Origin of the sequence: Rhizobium sp. RU33A (genome assembly GCF_900156055.1) — a bacterium.
Classification (GTDB): domain Bacteria; phylum Pseudomonadota; class Alphaproteobacteria; order Rhizobiales; family Rhizobiaceae; genus Allorhizobium.
On sequence record NZ_FTMQ01000002.1, the window covers coordinates 729584 to 747437 of the forward strand.

Consider the following 17854-nt stretch of genomic DNA (forward strand, 5'->3'; position numbering starts at 1 on the left):
TGCTGCCACCCGCATCTCCAGGGAGAAGACCCCTTTGCCCATCGAGCTCTCCATCCGTCCCCTGACGGCTCAAAGTTTCGCGCCTTTCGGCGAGGTCATCGAAGCCGATCCTTCGACCATGCGGCTGATCAATGGCGGCACGACCGAGCGGTTTCACGGCCTGTTTTCGCCGGAGATTGCGGGCGAGGGGGCGCGGGTGATCGTCAACATCTTCCGCGGCCAGCCGCGCGCCTTTCCCTATGAGATCGGCATGATGGAGCGCCATCCCTTCGGCAGCCAGAGCTTTTCACCGCTGTCGGGGCGGCCGTTCCTTGTCGCGGTGTCGCCTGATGAGGACGGCAAGCCCGGTGCGCCGCAGGTGTTTCTCGCGAGCGCGCATCAGGGCGTGAACTATCGGCGCAACACCTGGCACCATCCCTTGATGGCGATCGGCGAGATCAGCGATTTCCTGGTTGTGGATCGTGACGGACCCGGCAACAATCTTGAGGAATTCTTCTTCGAGACCCCTTTCGTGATTCGGGAGCCCCAGATATGACCGGCCTCACCACCCATGTCCTCGACACGGCCCTCGGCAAGCCCGCCCAGGGCTTGCGCATCCAGCTGATGCGGATGAATGGCGAGGAGGCGGAGCTGATCAAGACCGTCTTCACCAATGACGACGGTCGCGTCGATGGCGGGCCGATGCTGATCGGCGAGGAATTTCAGATCGGGCAGTATGAACTCCTCTTTCATGCCGGGGATTATCTGAAAGGGACGGGAGCCACGCTCACGGATCCGCCCTTCCTTGACGTGATCCCGATCCGCTTCGGGATCTCCGACACCTCGGCGCATTATCACGTGCCATTGTTGCTCTCGCCCTATGGCTACTCCACCTATCGCGGAAGCTGAGACACATGCGTTTTGCCGCCATCGCCGACGTGCACGGCAATCATCTGGCTCTGGAAGCGGTGCTTGCCGATATCAAGGCTCAAGGGATCGATACGGTCTTCAATCTGGGCGATTGTTTCTCGGGGCCGCTCGAGGCAGGTCTCACCGCCGATCTGCTGCTGCCGCTCAATGCGCTGACTGTGCGCGGCAATCATGATCGAGCGCTCATCGATCGTCCCTTCGAGGCGATGGGGGACTGGGAGAAGCCGAGCTATCCGCAATTGTCCGCCGCGCATCTCGACTGGATCAGGAGCTTGCCGGAAACGGCGCGCATGGACGACGAAGTGTTCCTCTGTCACGCCACGCCTGAGGACGACAACACCTATTGGACCGAGACGCTGTCGGCCGACGGCATCTTCCACCTGAAGCCGCTGGCCGAGATCGAGGCCTTGGCGGACGGTATCGATGCGAGGCTTCTGCTCTGCGGACACAGCCACATTCCGCGTGCCGTGCAACTCAGCGATTGCAGGCTGATCGTCAATCCCGGTAGTGTCGGCTGCCCCGGCTTCGATTACGATGTGCCCGTCTATCACAAGGCTCAGGCGGCAACGCCGTTTGCCAGCTATGCAATCCTGGAGAAGACGAAGCGCGGCTGGCAGCCGAGTTTCCGGCTGGTCCGCTACGATAATCTCGCCATGGCAGAGCTTGCGCGCCGCCATGGCATGATGGATTGGGTGAGTGCGCTTTCCAGCGGCTGGATCGCCTGAGGCAAGCTCAGAACGGGCATTCCGCGATGATCGACTTGTCGACATCGGCAAGCTGTCGTTTGCCGCAGAGCGCCATCGTCACGTCCATCTCCTTGGCGATGATCTCCAGCGCCTTGGTCACGCCCTCCTTGCCCATGGCGCCGAGGCCATAGAGGAAGGGACGGCCGATATAGGTGCCCTTGGCCCCCAGGGCGATTGCCTTCAGCACGTCCTGGCCGGAGCGGATGCCGCCATCCATATGCACTTCGATCTTGTGGCCGACGGCCTCGACGATCTTGGGCAACATGGCGATGGAAGAATGCGCGCCGTCGAGCTGGCGTCCGCCGTGGTTGGAGACCACGATTGCGTCAGCGCCGGTCTTTGCCGCCATCTTGGCGTCCTCGACGTCGAGAATGCCCTTGATGATCAGCTTGCCGCCCCACTGCTTCTTGATCCACTCGACATCCTTCCAGGAGAGCTTGGGATCGAACTGCTCGGCGGTCCAGGAGTGCAGAGACGATAGGTCGGTCACGTTCTTGGCGTGGCCGTGGATGTTGCGGAAGGTGCGGCGGTTGGTCTGCAGCATGTTCCAGCACCAGCGGGGGCGGATCGCCATCTGGTAGAGATGTTTCGGCGTCAGCTTTGGCGGGGCGGCGAGGCTGTTGCGGATATCCTTGTGGCGCTGGCCGAGCAGCTGCAGGTCGGCGGTGAGAACCAGGGCGGAGCATCTGGCGGCCTTGGCACGCTCGATCAGGTTCATCACGAAATCGCGGTCGCGCATCACATAGAGCTGGAACCAGAAGGGGCGGGTGGTGACGGAGGCGACGTCCTCGATCGAGCAGATGCTCATGGTCGAGAGCGTGAAGGGAACGCCGAATTCTTCCGCCGCCTTCGCCGCCAGCATCTCGCCATCGGCATGCTGCATCCCGGTGAGACCGGTCGGAGCAAGCGCCACGGGCATCTTCACCTTCTCGCCGACCATGGTCGTTTCGAGCGTGCGGCCGCTCATGTCGACGAGTACCCGCTGGCGCAGCTTGATCCTGGCAAAGTCGCTCTCATTCGCCCGGTAGGTGCTCTCGGTATAGGAGCCGCTATCGGCATAGTCGAAGAAGAGCTTCGGCACGCGCTTGCGCGCAAGGGTTTTCAGATCTGCGATTTCGAGGATCGGGGCCATGCGACAGGTTCTCCGGAAAAGTCTGCTCATCGCCATATCATGGCCGCAAGGCGGCTGGGAACAGAGATTGCGACCAAGAGGTAAAACTATTTTACCTCTTGGTCTGGTCAGAAATGCTCGCCCAAGCGAAACGGTCCGACGCGGATGCCGGCGGCAATGAGATAGGCCGTCGACCAGCCGATCAGCAGGAAGCCGTTGACACCTTCGAGAGCTGCCAGCATGCGCCATTCCGGATGCGGGACCACGTCGCCAAAGCCGACGGTGGAAAAGGTCGTGGTGGAGAAATAGAGGGCTGTCTCGAAACCGTCGACGACGCCGATCACGCTATAGGCAGCGGCCCAAAGCCAGACTTCGGCTGTGAGAACCGCAAACACGCCGATGACAACGGTGTTCATGGCGAGCAGACGGCTTCTATGGCCATTCAAGCGAATGCGGTCGGTGACCCAGGCCATGACATGTGTGACGCCCATCAGGCCGAAGGTGTGGATCACCACGGTCAGGGAGATCATCAGCGTGCCTAGCGCGAGGTTGGTCAACAGCATGGATTCCCACCCTCCCTCGGGGCTGCTTCAAAGGCCGGATTGGGGCTTCGAGGCCTTGCCTGCCACATAGGTTTCCACCACCGCGCGATCGTCGCCCAGCGTCTGCAGCAGGAAGAGTTCTTCCGTAAGTGATGTTACGGTTTCCATCCTGAGCCGCATGGCCGGGGTCGCGGCGGCATTGAGCACGACGATATCGGCGTCCGTGCCTTCGTCCAGCGTGCCGATTCGGTCTGCAAGATCGAGTGCCACTGCATTGCCGAGGGTCATGTGATAGAAGCTTTCAAGCGGGTTCAGCCGCTCGCCCAACAGCTGCTGGATCTTGTAGGCCTCGTCCATGGTCTTCAGCATGGAATAGCTGGAGCCGCCGCCGATGTCGGTTGCGACCGCGACGGTCACGGGCTTCTCCCGCCGCTGGATTGCCTTCAGCGGAAAGAGGCCGGAGCCGAGGAAGAGGTTCGAAGTCGGGCAGTGGACCGCGACCGCACCGCTCTCCGCCATGGCATCCGCCTCGCGCTCCGACAGGTGGATCGCATGGCCGAAGAGGGCCTTTTTCCGGAGCAGGCCATAGCGGGCATAGATGTCGGTATAGTCAGTCGCTTCGGGATAAAGCTGGCAGGTGAAGTCGATCTCGTCCTTGTTCTCCGAGAGATGCGTCTGGATATGCAGGTCCGGAAATTCTTCTGCCAGCTTCTGCGTCATTGCCATCTGTTCGCGCGTCGAGGTGATGGCAAAACGGGGGGTGATGGCGACATGGTTGCGCCCCTTGCCATGCCATTGCTCAATGACGGCGCGGGTCTCGTCATAGCCGAGCTGCGGTGTGTCCAAGAGGCCTTGAGGGGCGTTGCGGTCCATCATTACCTTGCCGCCGATCATCAGCGTGCCGCGACGCAGGCTTTCCGCAAAGAAGGCATCGGCGGAGGCCTTGTGCACGGAGCAATAGGCGACCGCCGTGGTCGTGCCCTGGCGCAGGAATTCGTCGAAGAATTGGGTGGCGATCCGCTCGGCATGGGCGCGTTCGACGAAACGGCATTCCTCGGGGAAGGTATAGGTGTTCAGCCATTCCAGCAGATTGGCGGCATAGGAGGCGATTACCTGCATCTGCGGGAAATGCACATGGCAATCGATCAGGCCGGGCAGGATCAGATGCGGGTGATGGTCGATCTCGGTCGCATCAGCACCCGCCTTGGACTTCACATCGGCATAGGCGCCTACAGCCGTAATCTTGCCATCGAGGACCAGCAGCGCGCCGTCTTCCTCGTAGAGATAGCTCTCGCTGTCGCCGGCATGCTCAGGTGCACGGTTGAAAGAGAGGAGGCGGCCGCGGATCAGGGTCTCAGTTGTCATCATTTGCCTTCGACCGTCGTCTCGTACCAGGCGACGAGCAACTGGCGCTCTTCGGGCGAGAGATCGGTGATGTTCCCGGGCGGCATGGCATGGCTGCGGCCGGCCTGGAGATAGATTTCACGGGCATGGGCGGCGATCTCGCCGTCCGTTTCCAGCTTCACGTTCTTCGGTGCCCGCGCAATGCCTTCCCAGACGGGCTCGGCTGCGTGGCACATCGAACAGCGGCCCTGTACGACATCGCGCACCGCTTCGAAATGGCCGTTTGCAACAAAGGTCTGTTCACGGGTCGAAAGCCCCACCTGTTCTTCCTCGCCCGTCAGCACTTTCGGCACCGTCGACAGCCACATGATGACGATGAAGATCAGCACCGTCACCAGCCAGGTCCAGGTCGGCTTGCCCCTGCGGGCGTGGGTGGTGTTGAACCAGTGGCGGATGGTGACGCCCATCAGGAAGACGAGCGCTGCGATCACCCAGTTGAACTCGGTGGCAAAGGCCAGCGGATAATGGTTCGACAGCATGAAGAATATGACGGGCAGCGTGAGGTAGTTGTTGTGCAGCGAGCGCTGCTTGGCGATCACGCCGTATTTCGGATCGGGCGTGCGGCCGGCGATCAGGTCGGCGACGACGATCTTCTGATTGGGGATGATGATGAAGAATACATTGGCCGACATGATCGTGGCGGTAAACGCACCGAGATGCAGGAAGGCGGCGCGGCCGGTGAACACTTGCGTATAGCCCCAGGCCATGGCGATCAGCACGACATAGAGGAAGGCCATGAGGCCCCAGGTGTTTTTGCCCAGCGGCGATTTGCACAAGAGGTCATAGAGGATCCAGCCGACGGCCAGCGACGCCAGCGACAGACAGATGGCCTGCCAGGGTTCAATGTCCAGGACCGTGCGGTCGATGAGGAACAGATCGGCGCCGCCGTAATAGACCACGGCTAACAGGGCAAAGCCCGAGAGCCAGGTGGCGTAGCTCTCCCATTTGAACCAGGTCAGATGCTCCGGCATCGAGGCGGGCGCGACCAGATATTTCTGGATATGGTAGAAGCCGCCGCCATGCACCTGCCATTCCTCGCCATAGGCGCCGACGGGCAGGCCTGGGCGCTTCACCAGGCCGAGATCGAGCGCAATGAAATAGAAGGACGAGCCGATCCAGGCGATGGCTGTGATCACATGCAGCCAGCGGACAGCAAAGTTCAGCCATTCCCAGGCGATGGCATATTCATACATTCCAAGTTCCCCTTATCGTCCTCCCGGCGAGACACTGTGGAAAATATTGCGCTGCAAGGGAAGCCCTCGCGAACGCGGGGAGGGCCTTGCAGGGCGATTTATGCAGAGATTCTTTTCTTACCGAGAAGTCCGTGAAATCAGGGCGCTTTTTCGGCTTCGAGCGTGGCCATAAGCCATGTCTCGAAGGCCTTGATTTTGGGCTGTTTGCCGCGTGTCTGTGGATAGACGAGCCAATAGGTGTTTTCGTCGGTCCAGCTGATGTCGAAAGGCCGAATCAGGCGGCCGGACAACAGATCATCCTGCACATAGAACGGGCTCAGCATTGCCACGCCGTGGCCGGCAAGGGCGGCACCGGCTTCGAGATCAAGGACGCCGAGAGCATCGAGCCGTCGCGCGGATTTTGCCGGCGCTTCTAAGCCGGCGAGTTGAAACCAGTAGCGCCACCGAAGGTCATCGTGGCTGATCCAGGGCAGCTTCAGAAGATCTGCCGGCTCGTTTACCCCGCCTATTGTCTCTGCAAGCTTGGGGCTGAGGATGGGCGTGTAGTCAAGCCGGATCAATTCGCGACAGGTGAGGCCAGGCCAGGGACCCTGGCCGACCCTGATGGCGACATCGGCCGTCTGACGATTGAAGTCCGTGAGGATCGATCCACGCAAAAGGCGCACGGCAATGTTGGGATGCTGCAACTGAAAGGCCCCAAGCGTGCGGGCCAGCCATTGCGACGCGAATGTGGGCGAGGAGTGGATTTCAAGGATCTCGTCGTCGCCGCGTGCTGCGCCTGACATTGCTTCCTGGAGCAAGGTAAAGGCGTCGGACACCTTAGGCAGGAGACGTTCGCCGGTGGCGGTCATTTCTATCCGGCGTGGCAAACGTAGAAAAAGCCTTTCTCCCAAATGCTCCTCCAGGAGCTTGATCTGGTAGCTGACCGCCGTCTGGGTCATGCCCAGTTCCTCGCCGGCCTTGGTGAAGCTCGACAGGCGCGCCACGGCCTCAAAGACACGAAGGGCGTTTAGCGGAAGTTGGCGCGACAGCTTCATGGATCAACTCTCTTTATGCATAGCCAGCGTAATTGAATTGGATCCGGCGGGCAATCGGCGGCATGATCTGCGCATCAGATAGAAACGAATTCATGCGCGTGGAGGCAGATATGGTGTCCGCGATAGGACGGTTCATGCCCGGATCAGAGGGTATCAGACAATGGCTGCGGGCAGTCTTCTCGCCGGGCAAACGGCGCCGGCGGTTCTCCGTGGATGCGTTGCCGGAGGACCTGCGACGTGACGTGGGGTTGGAGGCCAAGGGTGACATGCAGCGTCGGCTGGAACAGTCACATAGGCTGCTGCTCGATCGTATGCGGTCCGGGGCCCTGTGAATGTAAGGTCAATAGATAGAGCAGGTTGGCACGCATTTCTGCAGATATGATTCCGCTTGTTCGGATGTCGCTTCAGGGGAGCAACACAGCGAGTAATTCAGCCGCCACCATCGCCGCAATCACCGCCGGACGTTTGTCTTTCACCGTGCTGCCGCCAATGGGCAGGATCAGGCGTTTGGTTGCCGCCCGGCCAATTCCCTCACGGTCCAGAAACGAGGCGAAGGTGGCGCGCTTTGTCTTCGAGCCGATCATGCCGATATAGGCGAGGTCAGTACGCCCCAGCGCTTCCTTTCCGATCAGGAAATCCAATGCATGGTCGTGGGTGAGAATGACGGCGGCACCGCCCGATTTCAGCTTTGCCACCTCGGCCTCGGGCATCGCGACGCGGCGGAAGGTGATGCCTTCGGGTACGTCACCATCGATCTGCGGCCGTGAGTCAATCAGTATGGCGTTCAATGGAAGAGGGGCGAGTGCCTGCGCCAGTGCCAGCCCGACATGGCCGGCGCCGAAGACCATGACTTCGGGGAAATGCGCCCGCTCTTCGGCGAGGCGTTGCAAAAGTGCCTCCGGGACGGTCGGATCGATCCTGCGGAGGGATAGGCGTACCCGCCCGCCACAGCACTGGCCGATTTCAGGGCCGAGCGGCACATCCAGCTCGGTTTGCACCGTTTCACCCGCCATTATCCTGCGGGCGCAGTCGATGGCCATGAATTCCAGATAGCCGCCTCCTATCGTGCCCCAGAGTGCTGTTTCGGCCACCAGCATCAGCGTGCCGGCCTCGCGCGGCGTCGAGCCTTTGGCCTCGACGACTTCTACGAGAATGGCGTCAGGATGGGAAACGAGGAAGGCGGGGAGGGTGGCGACACTTATCATGGGCTGATCCTAGCACCAGGCAGTGGGAACTGGACAGCAGGGCTTCGGGTTTAATCCACCAAGGTTTCACCGCACCTGTAACATGTCTGCCGTGTTATGGTCCGGCATGGCAAGCTCAGGAGCGGTAATGACTAGAACCACAGGCTTGATCGTATGGCTGCTTGTCGCGGCTTTCGCCGGGGCGCTTTTCCTCGTCAATCCGCTGGCGGATATCGCAGCGAGGTTCAGCCGAGATGTCACGCTCGGAAGCGGCGCGCTTTACACGACATTGCGGGTGGCGAACTCGGTGATGAGCGTGGCGCGTGATGCGGATATCACCGGCGGGGTGGGTGTCGCCTCCGTCACCGCCAGCCCCGGACAATTGCTGCAGCCCGTGATCAACACGATCGAGCGGATGGTTGATCTGCTGTTCGGGCTTGCCATCGTGTCCGGCATCCTGTCGCTGGTGCTGGTGCCCGTGGCGAAGGTCGCCTCCATCGGGCTTGCTGCCTGCGCGCTGTTTTGTGCCGGCATGACGCTGACCGCCCGGCGGGTACCGCCGATGCTGGAGCGCCTGACGCGGTCGGTCATGGTGCTGGGTGTCCTCGGCGCCGTTCTGTTGCCGGCATCCTATACAATCGCCTTCTATGCCGGCGATGCAATCACTGATCGGGCCTGGACCCATGCGACCGAGGTTTTCGATCAGATGCGCGGTCAGCATGCAGCGGCGGGCCTTGATGACGAGGCCGCAGGAATGGCTGGCGCCCTTACACCCACCGATCGGATCCCGCCGGCAGAGGACGGCATGTTTGACCGTCTCGGCACGGCATTCACGGGCACCCTGCAGGCCGCTTCCGACATGGCGGCCACGGCTGCGGCGAATGCGCAGATCATCCGCGATGGCGTCGCGATCTCGACGGATCTGTTTGCCGCCTCGATCGGCATTGCAACGGCCTATCTGGTCAAGCTGCTCGTGCTGCCGATCCTGATCCTTGCAGCCATGCTGTACCTGATGCGATCCGCCCTGCGCTGAGCTTTCAGGCTCGCTTCAACCTCTCCACCGCCATCAGCACTCGCTCCGGGGTGGCCGGCGCATCCAGTCTCGGGCAAACACGGTAATCCGCAACCGAGGCCACCGCCATCGACAGCGCCTCCAGCACCGAGATCGCCAGCATGAACGGTGGCTCGCCGACGGCCTTGGAGCGTCCGATGGTGGGCTCGGCGTTCTCAGACCAAGGCACCAGCCGCGTGTTGAAGATCTTCGGCCGATCCGAGGCGAGCGGGATCTTGTAGGTCGAGGGGGCGTGGGTGCGCAGCCGTCCCTTGCCGTCCCACCAGAGTTCCTCCGTCGTCAGCCAGCCCATGCCCTGGACGAAGCCGCCTTCGATCTGGCCGATGTCGATGACCGGGTTCAGCGACTTGCCGACATCGTGGAGGATATCGGTGCGGTCCATCAGATATTCGCCGGTCAGCGTGTCGATCGAGACTTCCGTGCAGGCGGCGCCATAGGCGTAGTAGTAGAACGGCGTACCGCGACCGGCGGCGCGGTCCCAGTGGATCTTCGGCGTCTTGTAGAAGCCGGCCGCAGACAGCTGGACGCGGCCGAAATAGGCCTGCTTGACGAAATCGCCGAAGGTGAAGATCTGCTCGCCAACGCGTACGCGGTTCGGCAGGAACTCGACTTCCGAGGCCGGCACGACATACTTCTCAGCGGCAAAGGCGACCAACCGTTCCTTGATCTGGCGAGCGGCGTCGTATGCCGCCATGCCGTTCAGGTCCGAGCCTGACGAGGCGGCGGTGGCGGAGGTGTTCGGCACCTTGGCCGTGGTCGTTGCCGTGATCTTCACCGTGTCGACATCGACCTGGAAACAGTCGGCGACGACCTGGGCAACCTTGGTATAGAGGCCCTGGCCCATCTCGGTGCCGCCATGGTTCAGGTGGATCGAGCCGTCCTGATAGATATGGACGAGCGCGCCCGCCTGGTTGAAGGCTGTCATGGTGAAAGAGATGCCGAATTTCACCGGGGTGAGGGCAATGCCCTTCTTGATGACCGGGCTCGTCTTGTTGAAGTCGATGATCGCCTGGCGGCGCGCCTGGTAGTCGCAGGAGGTTTCGAGTTCCTCGACGACCTTCAGGATGATGTTGTCTTCCACCTGCTGGTGGTAGGGGGTGACGTCGCGGCCTGAGCCCTTCTCGCCGTAGAAATTGGCCTTGCGGACCTCGAGCGGGTCCTTGCCCAGCGCATAGGCGATCTCCTCGATCACCCGTTCGGCGCCCAGCATGCCCTGGGGGCCGCCAAAGCCGCGGTAGGCGGTGTTGGAGACGGTGTGGGTTTTGAGCGGCTGCGAGGTCAGCTTCACATGCGGATAGAAATAGCTGGAATCGGCATGGAAGAGGGCGCGGTCGGTGACCGGGCCGGAGAGGTCGGAGGAATAGCCGCAGCGGGCGGCGAAGTTGGCCTCGATCGCATGGATCTTTCCGTCGCCATCGAAGGCGACGTCGAAATCCATCTTGAAGTCATGGCGCTTGCCGGTGACGCCCATGTCCTCGTCGCGGTCCGGGCGGAATTTCACCGCGCGATTGAGCTTTTTGGCGGCCAGGGCCGCAAGGGCTGCAAACTGGTTGCCCTGGGTTTCCTTGCCGCCGAAGCCGCCGCCCATGCGCCGGGTGTTGACGGTGATGGCGTTGGAGGGGATGTCGAGCACATGGCCGACGATGTGCTGGATTTCGGAGGGGTGCTGGGTAGAGGACCAGACAGTGACGTCGTCGTCTTCGCCGGGAATGGCGAGCGCGATGTGGCTTTCGAGATAGAAATGCTCCTGACCACCAATGCGCATCGAGCTCTGGATGCGGTGGGCCGCCTTGTCGAGTTCGGTCTCCGGCGTGCCGCGCTTCAGCGTCATGCCGGGGGTGACGAGCGGGCTGCCATTGTCGAGTGCGCCGTCGATATCGGTCCAGAAGGGCAGGTCGCGATATTCGACCTTGGCGAGGCGGGCGGCCTTCCGGGCAGCATCGCGGGTTTCAGCGATCACGGCGAAGATCGTCTGGCCGTGGAATTCTATTCTGTCGGTGGCAATGAGCGGCTCGTCATGCCGGCCACCGGAGGAGACATCGTTGACGCCGGTGATGTCGTCGGCCGTCAGCACGCAGACGACGCCCGGATAGGCCTTCACCGCCGAGAGGTCGATCGACAGGATCTCCGCATGGGCGCGGTCCGCCATGCCGAGCGCACCATGCAGGAGGCCGGCGGGTTCCGGAATATCGTCAATATATTCGGCACTTCCGGCGACATGCTTGTGCGCTGAATCATGCCGGAGCGACTGGTGCATCGGCCCCTTGATGTATTTGGTCGTCTCGTAGGTCGCCTTATCCATGATCACGCCTCCTCCGTCGCGAAGCGCTGTAGTTCTTGCGGCGTGCCTGACACTTCGAGGAAGAACCGCGTCAGCAGGTTCTTCGCCGTCAGCTGGCGGTATTCGGCTGTTGCGCGCCAGTCGGTGAGCGGCTTGTAGTCGAGGTCGAAGGCGTCGCGGGCGGCTTCCACCGTCGCTTGCGTAAAGGGCTTCCCGTAAAGCGCTGCCTCGACGGCGCGAGCGCGTTTCGGCGTTGCCGCCATGCCGCCGAATGCGATGCGGATATGGGTGACCACGCCGTCAGCATCGGTTTTCATATGAAACGCGCCGCAGAGCGCGGAGATGTCCTCGTCGCGGCGCTTGGTGATCTTGTAGATCGCCACGTGGCTGCCCGCCTTTGGGCGCGGCACAAACATGCTTTCGACGAATTCGCCCGGCTGGCGGTCTTGCTTGCCGTAGTCGATGAAGAAATCCTCGAGCGGCATGGTGCGGATGCCCGAGGCTGAGCGCAGGGTTACGGTGGCAGAAAGCGCGATCAGCGCCGGCGGGCTGTCGCCGATCGGCGAGCCATTGGCGACATTGCCGCCGATCGTGCCCATGTTGCGCACCTGCTGGCCGCCGATGCGTTCGATCAGGCGACCGAAGGCGGGGATTTCTTTTCTCAAGACGTCCAGAGCGCTTGAGTAACTGACGCCGGCGCCCATGGTGATGCCTTCAGGCGTGACCGTGATCTTCTGCAGCTCTTCCAGGTGGTTGATAAAGACGACAGGGTCGAGGACACGCATCTGCTTGGTGACCCAGAGACCGACATCGGTCGCACCGGCAACCACGGTTGCCTTGGTATGGGCGGCCAAGGTTTCGGCCAGGCCTTCGACGCTGCCGGGCACGACGAGACGGCGACCATCGGGACCTGACAGCGCGATTGTCTCGCGGGTCGCCAACTCTTCCAGCCGCGCGATGATATTGGCGCGTTCACGCTCCAGCGGGTCGAAAAGGGCGGAGGGCCTGATGTGGCCAACCTGTTCGGCGGCCTTCACGATCGGCTCGTAACCGGTGCAGCGACAGAGATTGCCCTGCAGTGCACGTTCGATCTGGGCACGGTTGGGGTTCTCCGAGGTCAGCCACAACCCGTAGAGCGACATGACGAAGCCAGGCGTGCAGAAGCCGCATTGCGAGCCATGACAGTCGACCATGGCCTGCTGCACCGGGTGCAATGTGCCGTCCCTGGCGGCCAGGTGCTCGACCGTCACCACATGCGTGGCGTTCAGCGAGCCGACGAAGCGAATGCAGGCATTGACCGTTTCATAACTCAGCTTGCCGCCGACCAGCCGGCCGACCAGCACCGTGCAGGCGCCGCAATCGCCTTCCGCGCAGCCTTCCTTGGAGCCCTTCAGCCGGCGCTTGAGCCGTAGGAAGTCGAGCAGCGTCTCGGTCGGATCGAGGCTGGAAAGGGCGATCTCCTCGCCGTTCAGGATGAAACGAATGCTGTCTGCCATCTATGTCTTTTGTCCCCCTGGAGACGTCCTCGCTGCGAACGCCGGCGCTGCGCCGACCACGTGACCAATGGTGGGCGGCACAGCGTTATCTTTCAAGTCTATTGTGCGGTCCAGCCACCGTCGATGGAGATCGATGTGCCGGTGATCTGGCGGGCAGCGTCGCTGGCGAGGAAGATCGCGGTCTGGGCGACCTCGTCGATCGACACGAATTCCTTGGTGGCCTGCAGGCGCAGCATGACCTCGGTCTTCACTTGTTCTTCGGAGATGCCGCGGGCCTTGGCTGTGTCCGGGATCTGCTTTTCCACAAGCGGTGTCAGCACGTAACCGGGGCAGATCGCGTTGATGGTGATGCCGAATTCGGCGACTTCGAGCGCGACCGACTTCGTCAGGCCGAGAATGCCGTGCTTGGCTGCCACATAAGCGGACTTGTAGGGCGAGGCGACGAGGCCGTGGGCCGAGGCGATGTTGATGATGCGCCCTTTTTTCTTCGCCTTCATGCCGGGCACGACCGCCCGCACCGTGTGGAAGGAACTGGTCAGGTTGATCGCGATGATCTGGTCCCATTTCTCGATGGGGAAGTCCTCGACCGGGGAGACATGCTGGATGCCGGCATTGTTGACGAGCACATCGACGCCGCCAAAGGTTTTCTCGGCGGTGGCGATCAGGTCGGCGATCTCGGCCGGCTTGGTCATGTCGCCGCCGTGGTACAGCGCCTTACCACCATGCGCTTCCAGAGACTTGCGCGCCTTCTCGATTTCGGCGGCATCGCCGAAGCCGTTGATCACGACATTGGCCCCTTCAGCGGCAAAGGCACGGGCGATTCCAAGGCCGATCCCACTGGTGGAGCCGGTAATGACAACAGTTTTTTTCATGTGAATGCTTCCTTCTCGACGGATGCCGATGGATCACGGGCGTGATGTTGCGCCCGCGAAGGGAAAGGTTAGTCCTAAAGGAAGTTCCGGCGCAACGACCTTTTGACGCAGCCGACGCGGCCCATCGCTGCAGAGCAATTGCGGGGAGACACACTGTTCGATGGCGGGCCCTTTTGTCTGCAGCCGCAAATCTCTATGTCTGAGCCAACACACGCAATCAGGAGTCTTGCCATGGAACTCGGACTTTACACCTTTGCCGATGTCGACCCGAATGCCGCCAACAAGGGTGCGGATGCCAAGCGCCGTGTCGATGAACTCCTGGCGGAAATCCGGCTGGCGGACGAGGTCGGTCTCGATGTCTTTGGCTTGGGCGAACATCACCGCCCCGATTACATGGCGTCCTCACCGGCGACCATTCTTGCCGCTGCGGCCGTGCAGACCAAAAACATCCGGCTGACCAGCGCCGTCTCGGTGCTTTCTTCGGATGATCCGGTGCGCGTCTTCCAGCAATATGCGACGGTCGATCTGCTCTCCAACGGTCGCACCGAGATGATGGTCGGTCGCGGCTCCTTCATCGAGAGCTTTCCGCTCTTCGGCTATGACCTCGAAGACTACGACCTGCTGTTTGCCGAAAAGCTGCAGCTGTTGATGGAGATCCGCGAGAACGAGATCGTCAGCTGGGAAGGCCAGACCCGGAAGCCTATCCAGGGCCGGGGCGTCTATCCCCGTCCGCTGCAGGATCTGCTTCCGCTTTGGATCGCGATCGGTGGCACGCCCCAGTCGGCAGCGCGCGCCGGTTATCTCGGCCTGCCGCTCGGCCTTGCCATCATCGGCGGCGAGCCGCATCGCTTTGCGCCGTTCTTCGATCTCTATCGTCAGAGTGCCGCCAAGGCTGGCGTTGATCCGTCGACGCTGAAGACCTCGATCAATGTGCATGGTTTCATCCATGACACGACGGAATCGGCGGCCGACATCTTTTACGCGCCACAGGCGGTGGTGATGGACCGGATCGGCCGCGAGCGTGGCTGGGGCCCGACCAACCGGGCGCAGTTCGATGCCTCGCGGGGTCCGCGTGGAGCTCTCTTCGTTGGCGACCCGGAAGCTGTGGCCGAAAAGATCGTCGCCATGCACGGCATCTTCAAGAATGATCGCTTCCTGATGCAGATGGCGATCGGGCCGATGCCGCATATCGAGATCATGCGCGGGATCGAGCTTTACGGCACGAAAGTAGCCCCCTTGGTGCGCCAGGCATTGACGGAGAAGGCGTCGGCTGCGTAAGCAGCGGCCTTGCCCCCGTGGGCTGCTGCCCTGAGGGCCTGCGCCCCGAAGACTGCGAGGACCCCTTATGATTGTTGAAACCGAAGAGGACCTCGTCCGTCTCAAGGATATCGGCCGTATCTGTGCGACCGCCGTTAAGGTGATGGCGGCAGCACTCCAACCGGGCATCACCACGCGCGAACTCGATCTGATCGGCCGAAAGCTACTTGAAGACAATGGCGCCCGATCGGCGCCGGAGCTCTGCTACCAGTTTCCCGGCGCCACCTGCATCTCCGTCAACGAGGAGATCGCGCATGGCATTCCCGGCGAACGGGTGATCAAGGCGGGTGATCTCGTCAATATCGATGTGTCTGCGGAGAAGCTCGGCTATTTCGGCGATACCGGCTCGTCGTTCATCGTGCCGCCGGGCACGGCCAAGCAGGAACGACTGCTGCGCGACGGCAAACGCGCGCTCTGGGTCGGGCTGAACCAAGTGAAAACCGGCCGGCCGCTGGCCGATATCGGCAATTCGATCGGCGCCTTTGCCCGCAAGAACCGCTATACGCTGATCACCAATCTCGCCAGCCACGGCGTTGGCCGCTCGTTGCACGAGGAGCCGACAGAACTTTCGACCTGGCCAGATCCGGATGAGACGCGGATCATGGAGGAGGGGCTGGTGTTTACCGTCGAGCCATTTCTCTCGCTCGGCGGCCAATGGGCCGAGGACGGCGACAAGGACAACTGGACGCTCTACAGCGAGCCACGCGCGCCGACCGTGCAGTTCGAACACACGATCGTGGTGACGAAGAACGGGCCACTGGTATTGACGCTCGCCGACTGAGCGTCTGTTCGATAATTCCCCTTGGCGGGCTGCAAATGGCGATGTCTGCGCTTCCGGTGCTCACGTACCGAATGTACGCTCCGCTCCGGTTCTCGAAATCACCATTTTCGCCACGCCCAAGGCAATTCTGGAACAGACAGTGCGGCGGCTAGGCGGTTCGTTACTCCGACTTCGAAAAGCCGACGGCAACGCCCTTCTTCTTGAAATAGGACTGCATGATCTTGCGGCCCTGGCGATTCGACTGGGCGAGCTTGGACGGCTCGAACACGGCTTCCTTGACGCCTTCCTTGGCCATTGCGGCTTTCAGGGCTGCAATGTGAAGGTCGATGTCTTCGTTGTCGTTGTTGATCGAGGTGTAGATGTTGTCGATGGCCTGCTGCAGGCTGAGATCGCTCATGGGGCACTCCTGAAAAAGCTTTGGCACTTCCCTAGCGGTTTTTGGGCAGGAGGCAAGAAAAGCTTGAGACCGCATCGCTTCTGCCCAACCTTACAAACCCTTAATTTTGGCGGGGGTAATTCTGCCACAATTTGGCGATGCCATTGCTGGACGGAACCTTCTGCCCTAGGTTCCGCCAGGTTCTACAGGACTTCTCCCACACGAAGGTTTTCCGCGTGTTTCATTCCTTCTTTCCGCAGCCAAAGCTGTTCTTCACCTCGGCCGCTGTATGGACGCTTGTCTGCATTATCATCTGGTATACCGTCGGCCCGCAGATGGGCGCCGCGATCGGCTTGCCGCCGCTGGCCGAAGGGCAGACGCCACCGGTCGGGCTCGCCTTTTTCTTCACACCCGACAATCTCTGGTTCTACCTCTACTTCACGATCTTCGTGCTGATCTTCGGTGCTGTCTGGCAGGTAATGGCCAAGGATCATCCCTGGACCAACTGGTCAATCTGGGGCTCGGCCTTCATCATCTTCATCGCCTATTTCAGCGTGCAGATCTCGGTGGCGGTCAACAACTGGCGCGGCCCCTTCTTTGACCTGTTCCAGCAGGCGCTGAACGGCGACGGTACGGTGACTGCGGGCCAGCTCTACGAATTGCAGCTGCGCTTCCTCGAAATCGGCATGGTCGGTGTAACGCTTTCAGTGTTCACGGCCTTCTTCACCAACCACTATGTGTTCCGCTGGCGCAATGCGATGAACGACTTCTACTTGTCGAAGTGGGACAAGCTGCGTCACATCGAAGGTGCCTCGCAGCGTGTTCAGGAAGACACGATGCGCTTTGCGAACATCCTCGAAGGCCTTGGTGTTGCCCTGATCAACTCGGTCATGACGCTTGTCGTCTTCTTGCCGATCCTCTTCCGGATGTCGGAAAATGTCAGCGAGCTGCCGATCATCGGCGCTGTTCCGCATGCGCTCTTCTGGCTGGCGATCTTCTGGTCCGCTTTCGGTACCATTCTCCTAATGGTCGCCGGCATCAAGCTGCCGGGCCTCAACTTCCGCAACCAGCGTGTCGAAGCCGCGTTCCGCAAGGAGCTGGTCTATGGTGAGGACAATGCGGATCGTGCCCAGCCGGTGACCGTCCGCGAGCTCTTCACGAACGTGCGCCGCAACTATTTCCGCATGTACTGGCACTACACCTATTTCAACGTTGCCCGATATACCTATGGCCAGCTCGACGCGATCTTCCTGACCTTCATTCTCATCCCGACCATCGTCGCCGGCAAGATCACCATGGGTCTCTGGCAGCAGATCGCCACCGCCTTCGGCCAGGTGACGGACAGCTTCCAGTATCTCGTGAGCTACTGGTCAACGATCATCGAACTCCTGTCTATCCACAAGCGTCTAAAAGCCTTCGAGGCGGCGATCGAAGGCGAACCGCTGCCGGCGATCGACCAGCGCTACCTCGAGCGCGAGGCAGCCGAAGGCGAGATTGCCGCAGATCGGCCCTACTGAGATCGAGACAACGTGA

17 protein-coding genes are annotated in these 17854 nt (G+C 61.4%); 7 read left to right on the top strand and 10 right to left on the bottom strand.

The genetic code is table 11. The features are described 5' to 3' along the window. Nucleotides 1–34: 34 nt before the first annotated feature. Genes BW978_RS09410 through BW978_RS09420 form a run of 3 tightly spaced genes read left to right on the top strand, consistent with a single transcriptional unit; the run spans nucleotide 35 to nucleotide 1634 of the window. Entirely contained in the window at nucleotides 35–535 is a 501-nt protein-coding gene (locus BW978_RS09410; RefSeq protein WP_076394349.1) for an ureidoglycolate lyase, read from the top strand. Then, on the top strand, nucleotides 532–888 hold the full coding sequence (gene uraH / locus BW978_RS09415) for a hydroxyisourate hydrolase (protein WP_076394351.1): 357 nt from the start codon (nucleotides 532–534) through the stop codon (nucleotides 886–888). Before BW978_RS09410 ends, uraH begins: the two co-directional genes overlap by 4 nt. 5 nt (nucleotides 889–893) lie before the next feature. After that, complete coding sequence (locus BW978_RS09420) at nucleotides 894–1634, top strand: metallophosphoesterase family protein (protein ID WP_076394353.1); 741 nt, start codon at nucleotides 894–896, stop codon at nucleotides 1632–1634. Between the two features lie 7 nt (nucleotides 1635–1641). Here the strand turns inward: BW978_RS09420 and BW978_RS09425 are convergent, their stop codons facing one another. The 6 genes from BW978_RS09425 to xdhC all read right to left on the bottom strand — a co-directional run bounded on the left by BW978_RS09425 (nucleotide 1642) and on the right by xdhC (nucleotide 8147). Continuing rightward, nucleotides 1642–2787, bottom strand: a complete 1146-nt coding sequence (locus BW978_RS09425; protein WP_076394355.1) for an alpha-hydroxy acid oxidase — start codon at nucleotides 2785–2787, stop codon at nucleotides 1642–1644. Between the two features lie 107 nt (nucleotides 2788–2894). After that, nucleotides 2895–3329, bottom strand: a complete 435-nt coding sequence (locus BW978_RS09430; protein ID WP_076394356.1) for a potassium channel family protein — start codon at nucleotides 3327–3329, stop codon at nucleotides 2895–2897. Between the two features lie 27 nt (nucleotides 3330–3356). After that, complete coding sequence (guaD, locus tag BW978_RS09435; RefSeq protein ID WP_076394357.1) at nucleotides 3357–4673, bottom strand: guanine deaminase; 1317 nt, start codon at nucleotides 4671–4673, stop codon at nucleotides 3357–3359. Then, nucleotides 4673–5905 carry a urate hydroxylase PuuD gene (gene puuD, locus BW978_RS09440; RefSeq protein ID WP_076394358.1) on the bottom strand — a complete coding sequence of 411 codons (1233 nt, stop codon included), beginning with the start codon at nucleotides 5903–5905 and terminating at the stop codon, nucleotides 4673–4675. The genes guaD and puuD overlap by 1 nt, the downstream gene beginning before the upstream one ends. A 137-nt stretch (nucleotides 5906–6042) precedes the next feature. Next, nucleotides 6043–6942 carry a LysR substrate-binding domain-containing protein gene (locus tag BW978_RS09445; protein ID WP_076394359.1) on the bottom strand — a complete coding sequence of 300 codons (900 nt, stop codon included), beginning with the start codon at nucleotides 6940–6942 and terminating at the stop codon, nucleotides 6043–6045. Nucleotides 6943–7346: 404 nt separating this feature from the next. Further along, nucleotides 7347–8147, bottom strand: coding sequence for a xanthine dehydrogenase accessory protein XdhC (gene xdhC, locus BW978_RS09455; RefSeq protein ID WP_076394361.1), 801 nt, complete (start codon nucleotides 8145–8147; stop codon nucleotides 7347–7349). Nucleotides 8148–8274: 127 nt separating this feature from the next. Between xdhC and BW978_RS09460 the strand changes: the two genes are divergently transcribed. Next, nucleotides 8275–9159, top strand: a complete 885-nt coding sequence (locus BW978_RS09460; RefSeq protein WP_139330414.1) for a hypothetical protein — start codon at nucleotides 8275–8277, stop codon at nucleotides 9157–9159. A 4-nt stretch (nucleotides 9160–9163) separates the two neighbouring features. On the opposite strand, the gene xdhB is transcribed toward BW978_RS09460, so the two are convergent. From xdhB to BW978_RS09475, 3 genes are all read right to left on the bottom strand, one after another. Then, nucleotides 9164–11500, bottom strand: a complete 2337-nt coding sequence (gene xdhB, locus BW978_RS09465) for a xanthine dehydrogenase molybdopterin binding subunit (protein WP_076394364.1) — start codon at nucleotides 11498–11500, stop codon at nucleotides 9164–9166. A gap of 2 nt (nucleotides 11501–11502) precedes the next feature. After that, nucleotides 11503–12975, bottom strand: a complete 1473-nt coding sequence (gene xdhA / locus BW978_RS09470) for a xanthine dehydrogenase small subunit (protein ID WP_076394366.1) — start codon at nucleotides 12973–12975, stop codon at nucleotides 11503–11505. Nucleotides 12976–13073: 98 nt separating this feature from the next. After that, on the bottom strand, nucleotides 13074–13847 hold the full coding sequence (locus BW978_RS09475) for a 3-hydroxybutyrate dehydrogenase (protein ID WP_076394368.1): 774 nt from the start codon (nucleotides 13845–13847) through the stop codon (nucleotides 13074–13076). A gap of 231 nt (nucleotides 13848–14078) precedes the next feature. On the opposite strand from BW978_RS09475, the gene BW978_RS09480 reads away from it, so the two are divergent. After that, nucleotides 14079–15125, top strand: a complete 1047-nt coding sequence (locus BW978_RS09480; protein ID WP_076394370.1) for an LLM class flavin-dependent oxidoreductase — start codon at nucleotides 14079–14081, stop codon at nucleotides 15123–15125. A gap of 67 nt (nucleotides 15126–15192) precedes the next feature. After that, nucleotides 15193–15945, top strand: coding sequence for a type I methionyl aminopeptidase (gene map, locus BW978_RS09485; RefSeq protein ID WP_076394372.1), 753 nt, complete (start codon nucleotides 15193–15195; stop codon nucleotides 15943–15945). Nucleotides 15946–16105: 160 nt separating this feature from the next. Here the strand turns inward: map and BW978_RS09490 are convergent, their stop codons facing one another. Then, a complete protein-coding gene (locus BW978_RS09490) occupies nucleotides 16106–16342 on the bottom strand; it encodes a hypothetical protein (protein ID WP_076394374.1) in 237 nt (78 codons plus the stop codon). 215 nt (nucleotides 16343–16557) lie between these two features. Between BW978_RS09490 and sbmA the strand changes: the two genes are divergently transcribed. After that, nucleotides 16558–17838 carry a peptide antibiotic transporter SbmA gene (sbmA, locus tag BW978_RS09495; RefSeq protein WP_076394376.1) on the top strand — a complete coding sequence of 427 codons (1281 nt, stop codon included), beginning with the start codon at nucleotides 16558–16560 and terminating at the stop codon, nucleotides 17836–17838. Nucleotides 17839–17854 lie beyond the last annotated feature (16 nt).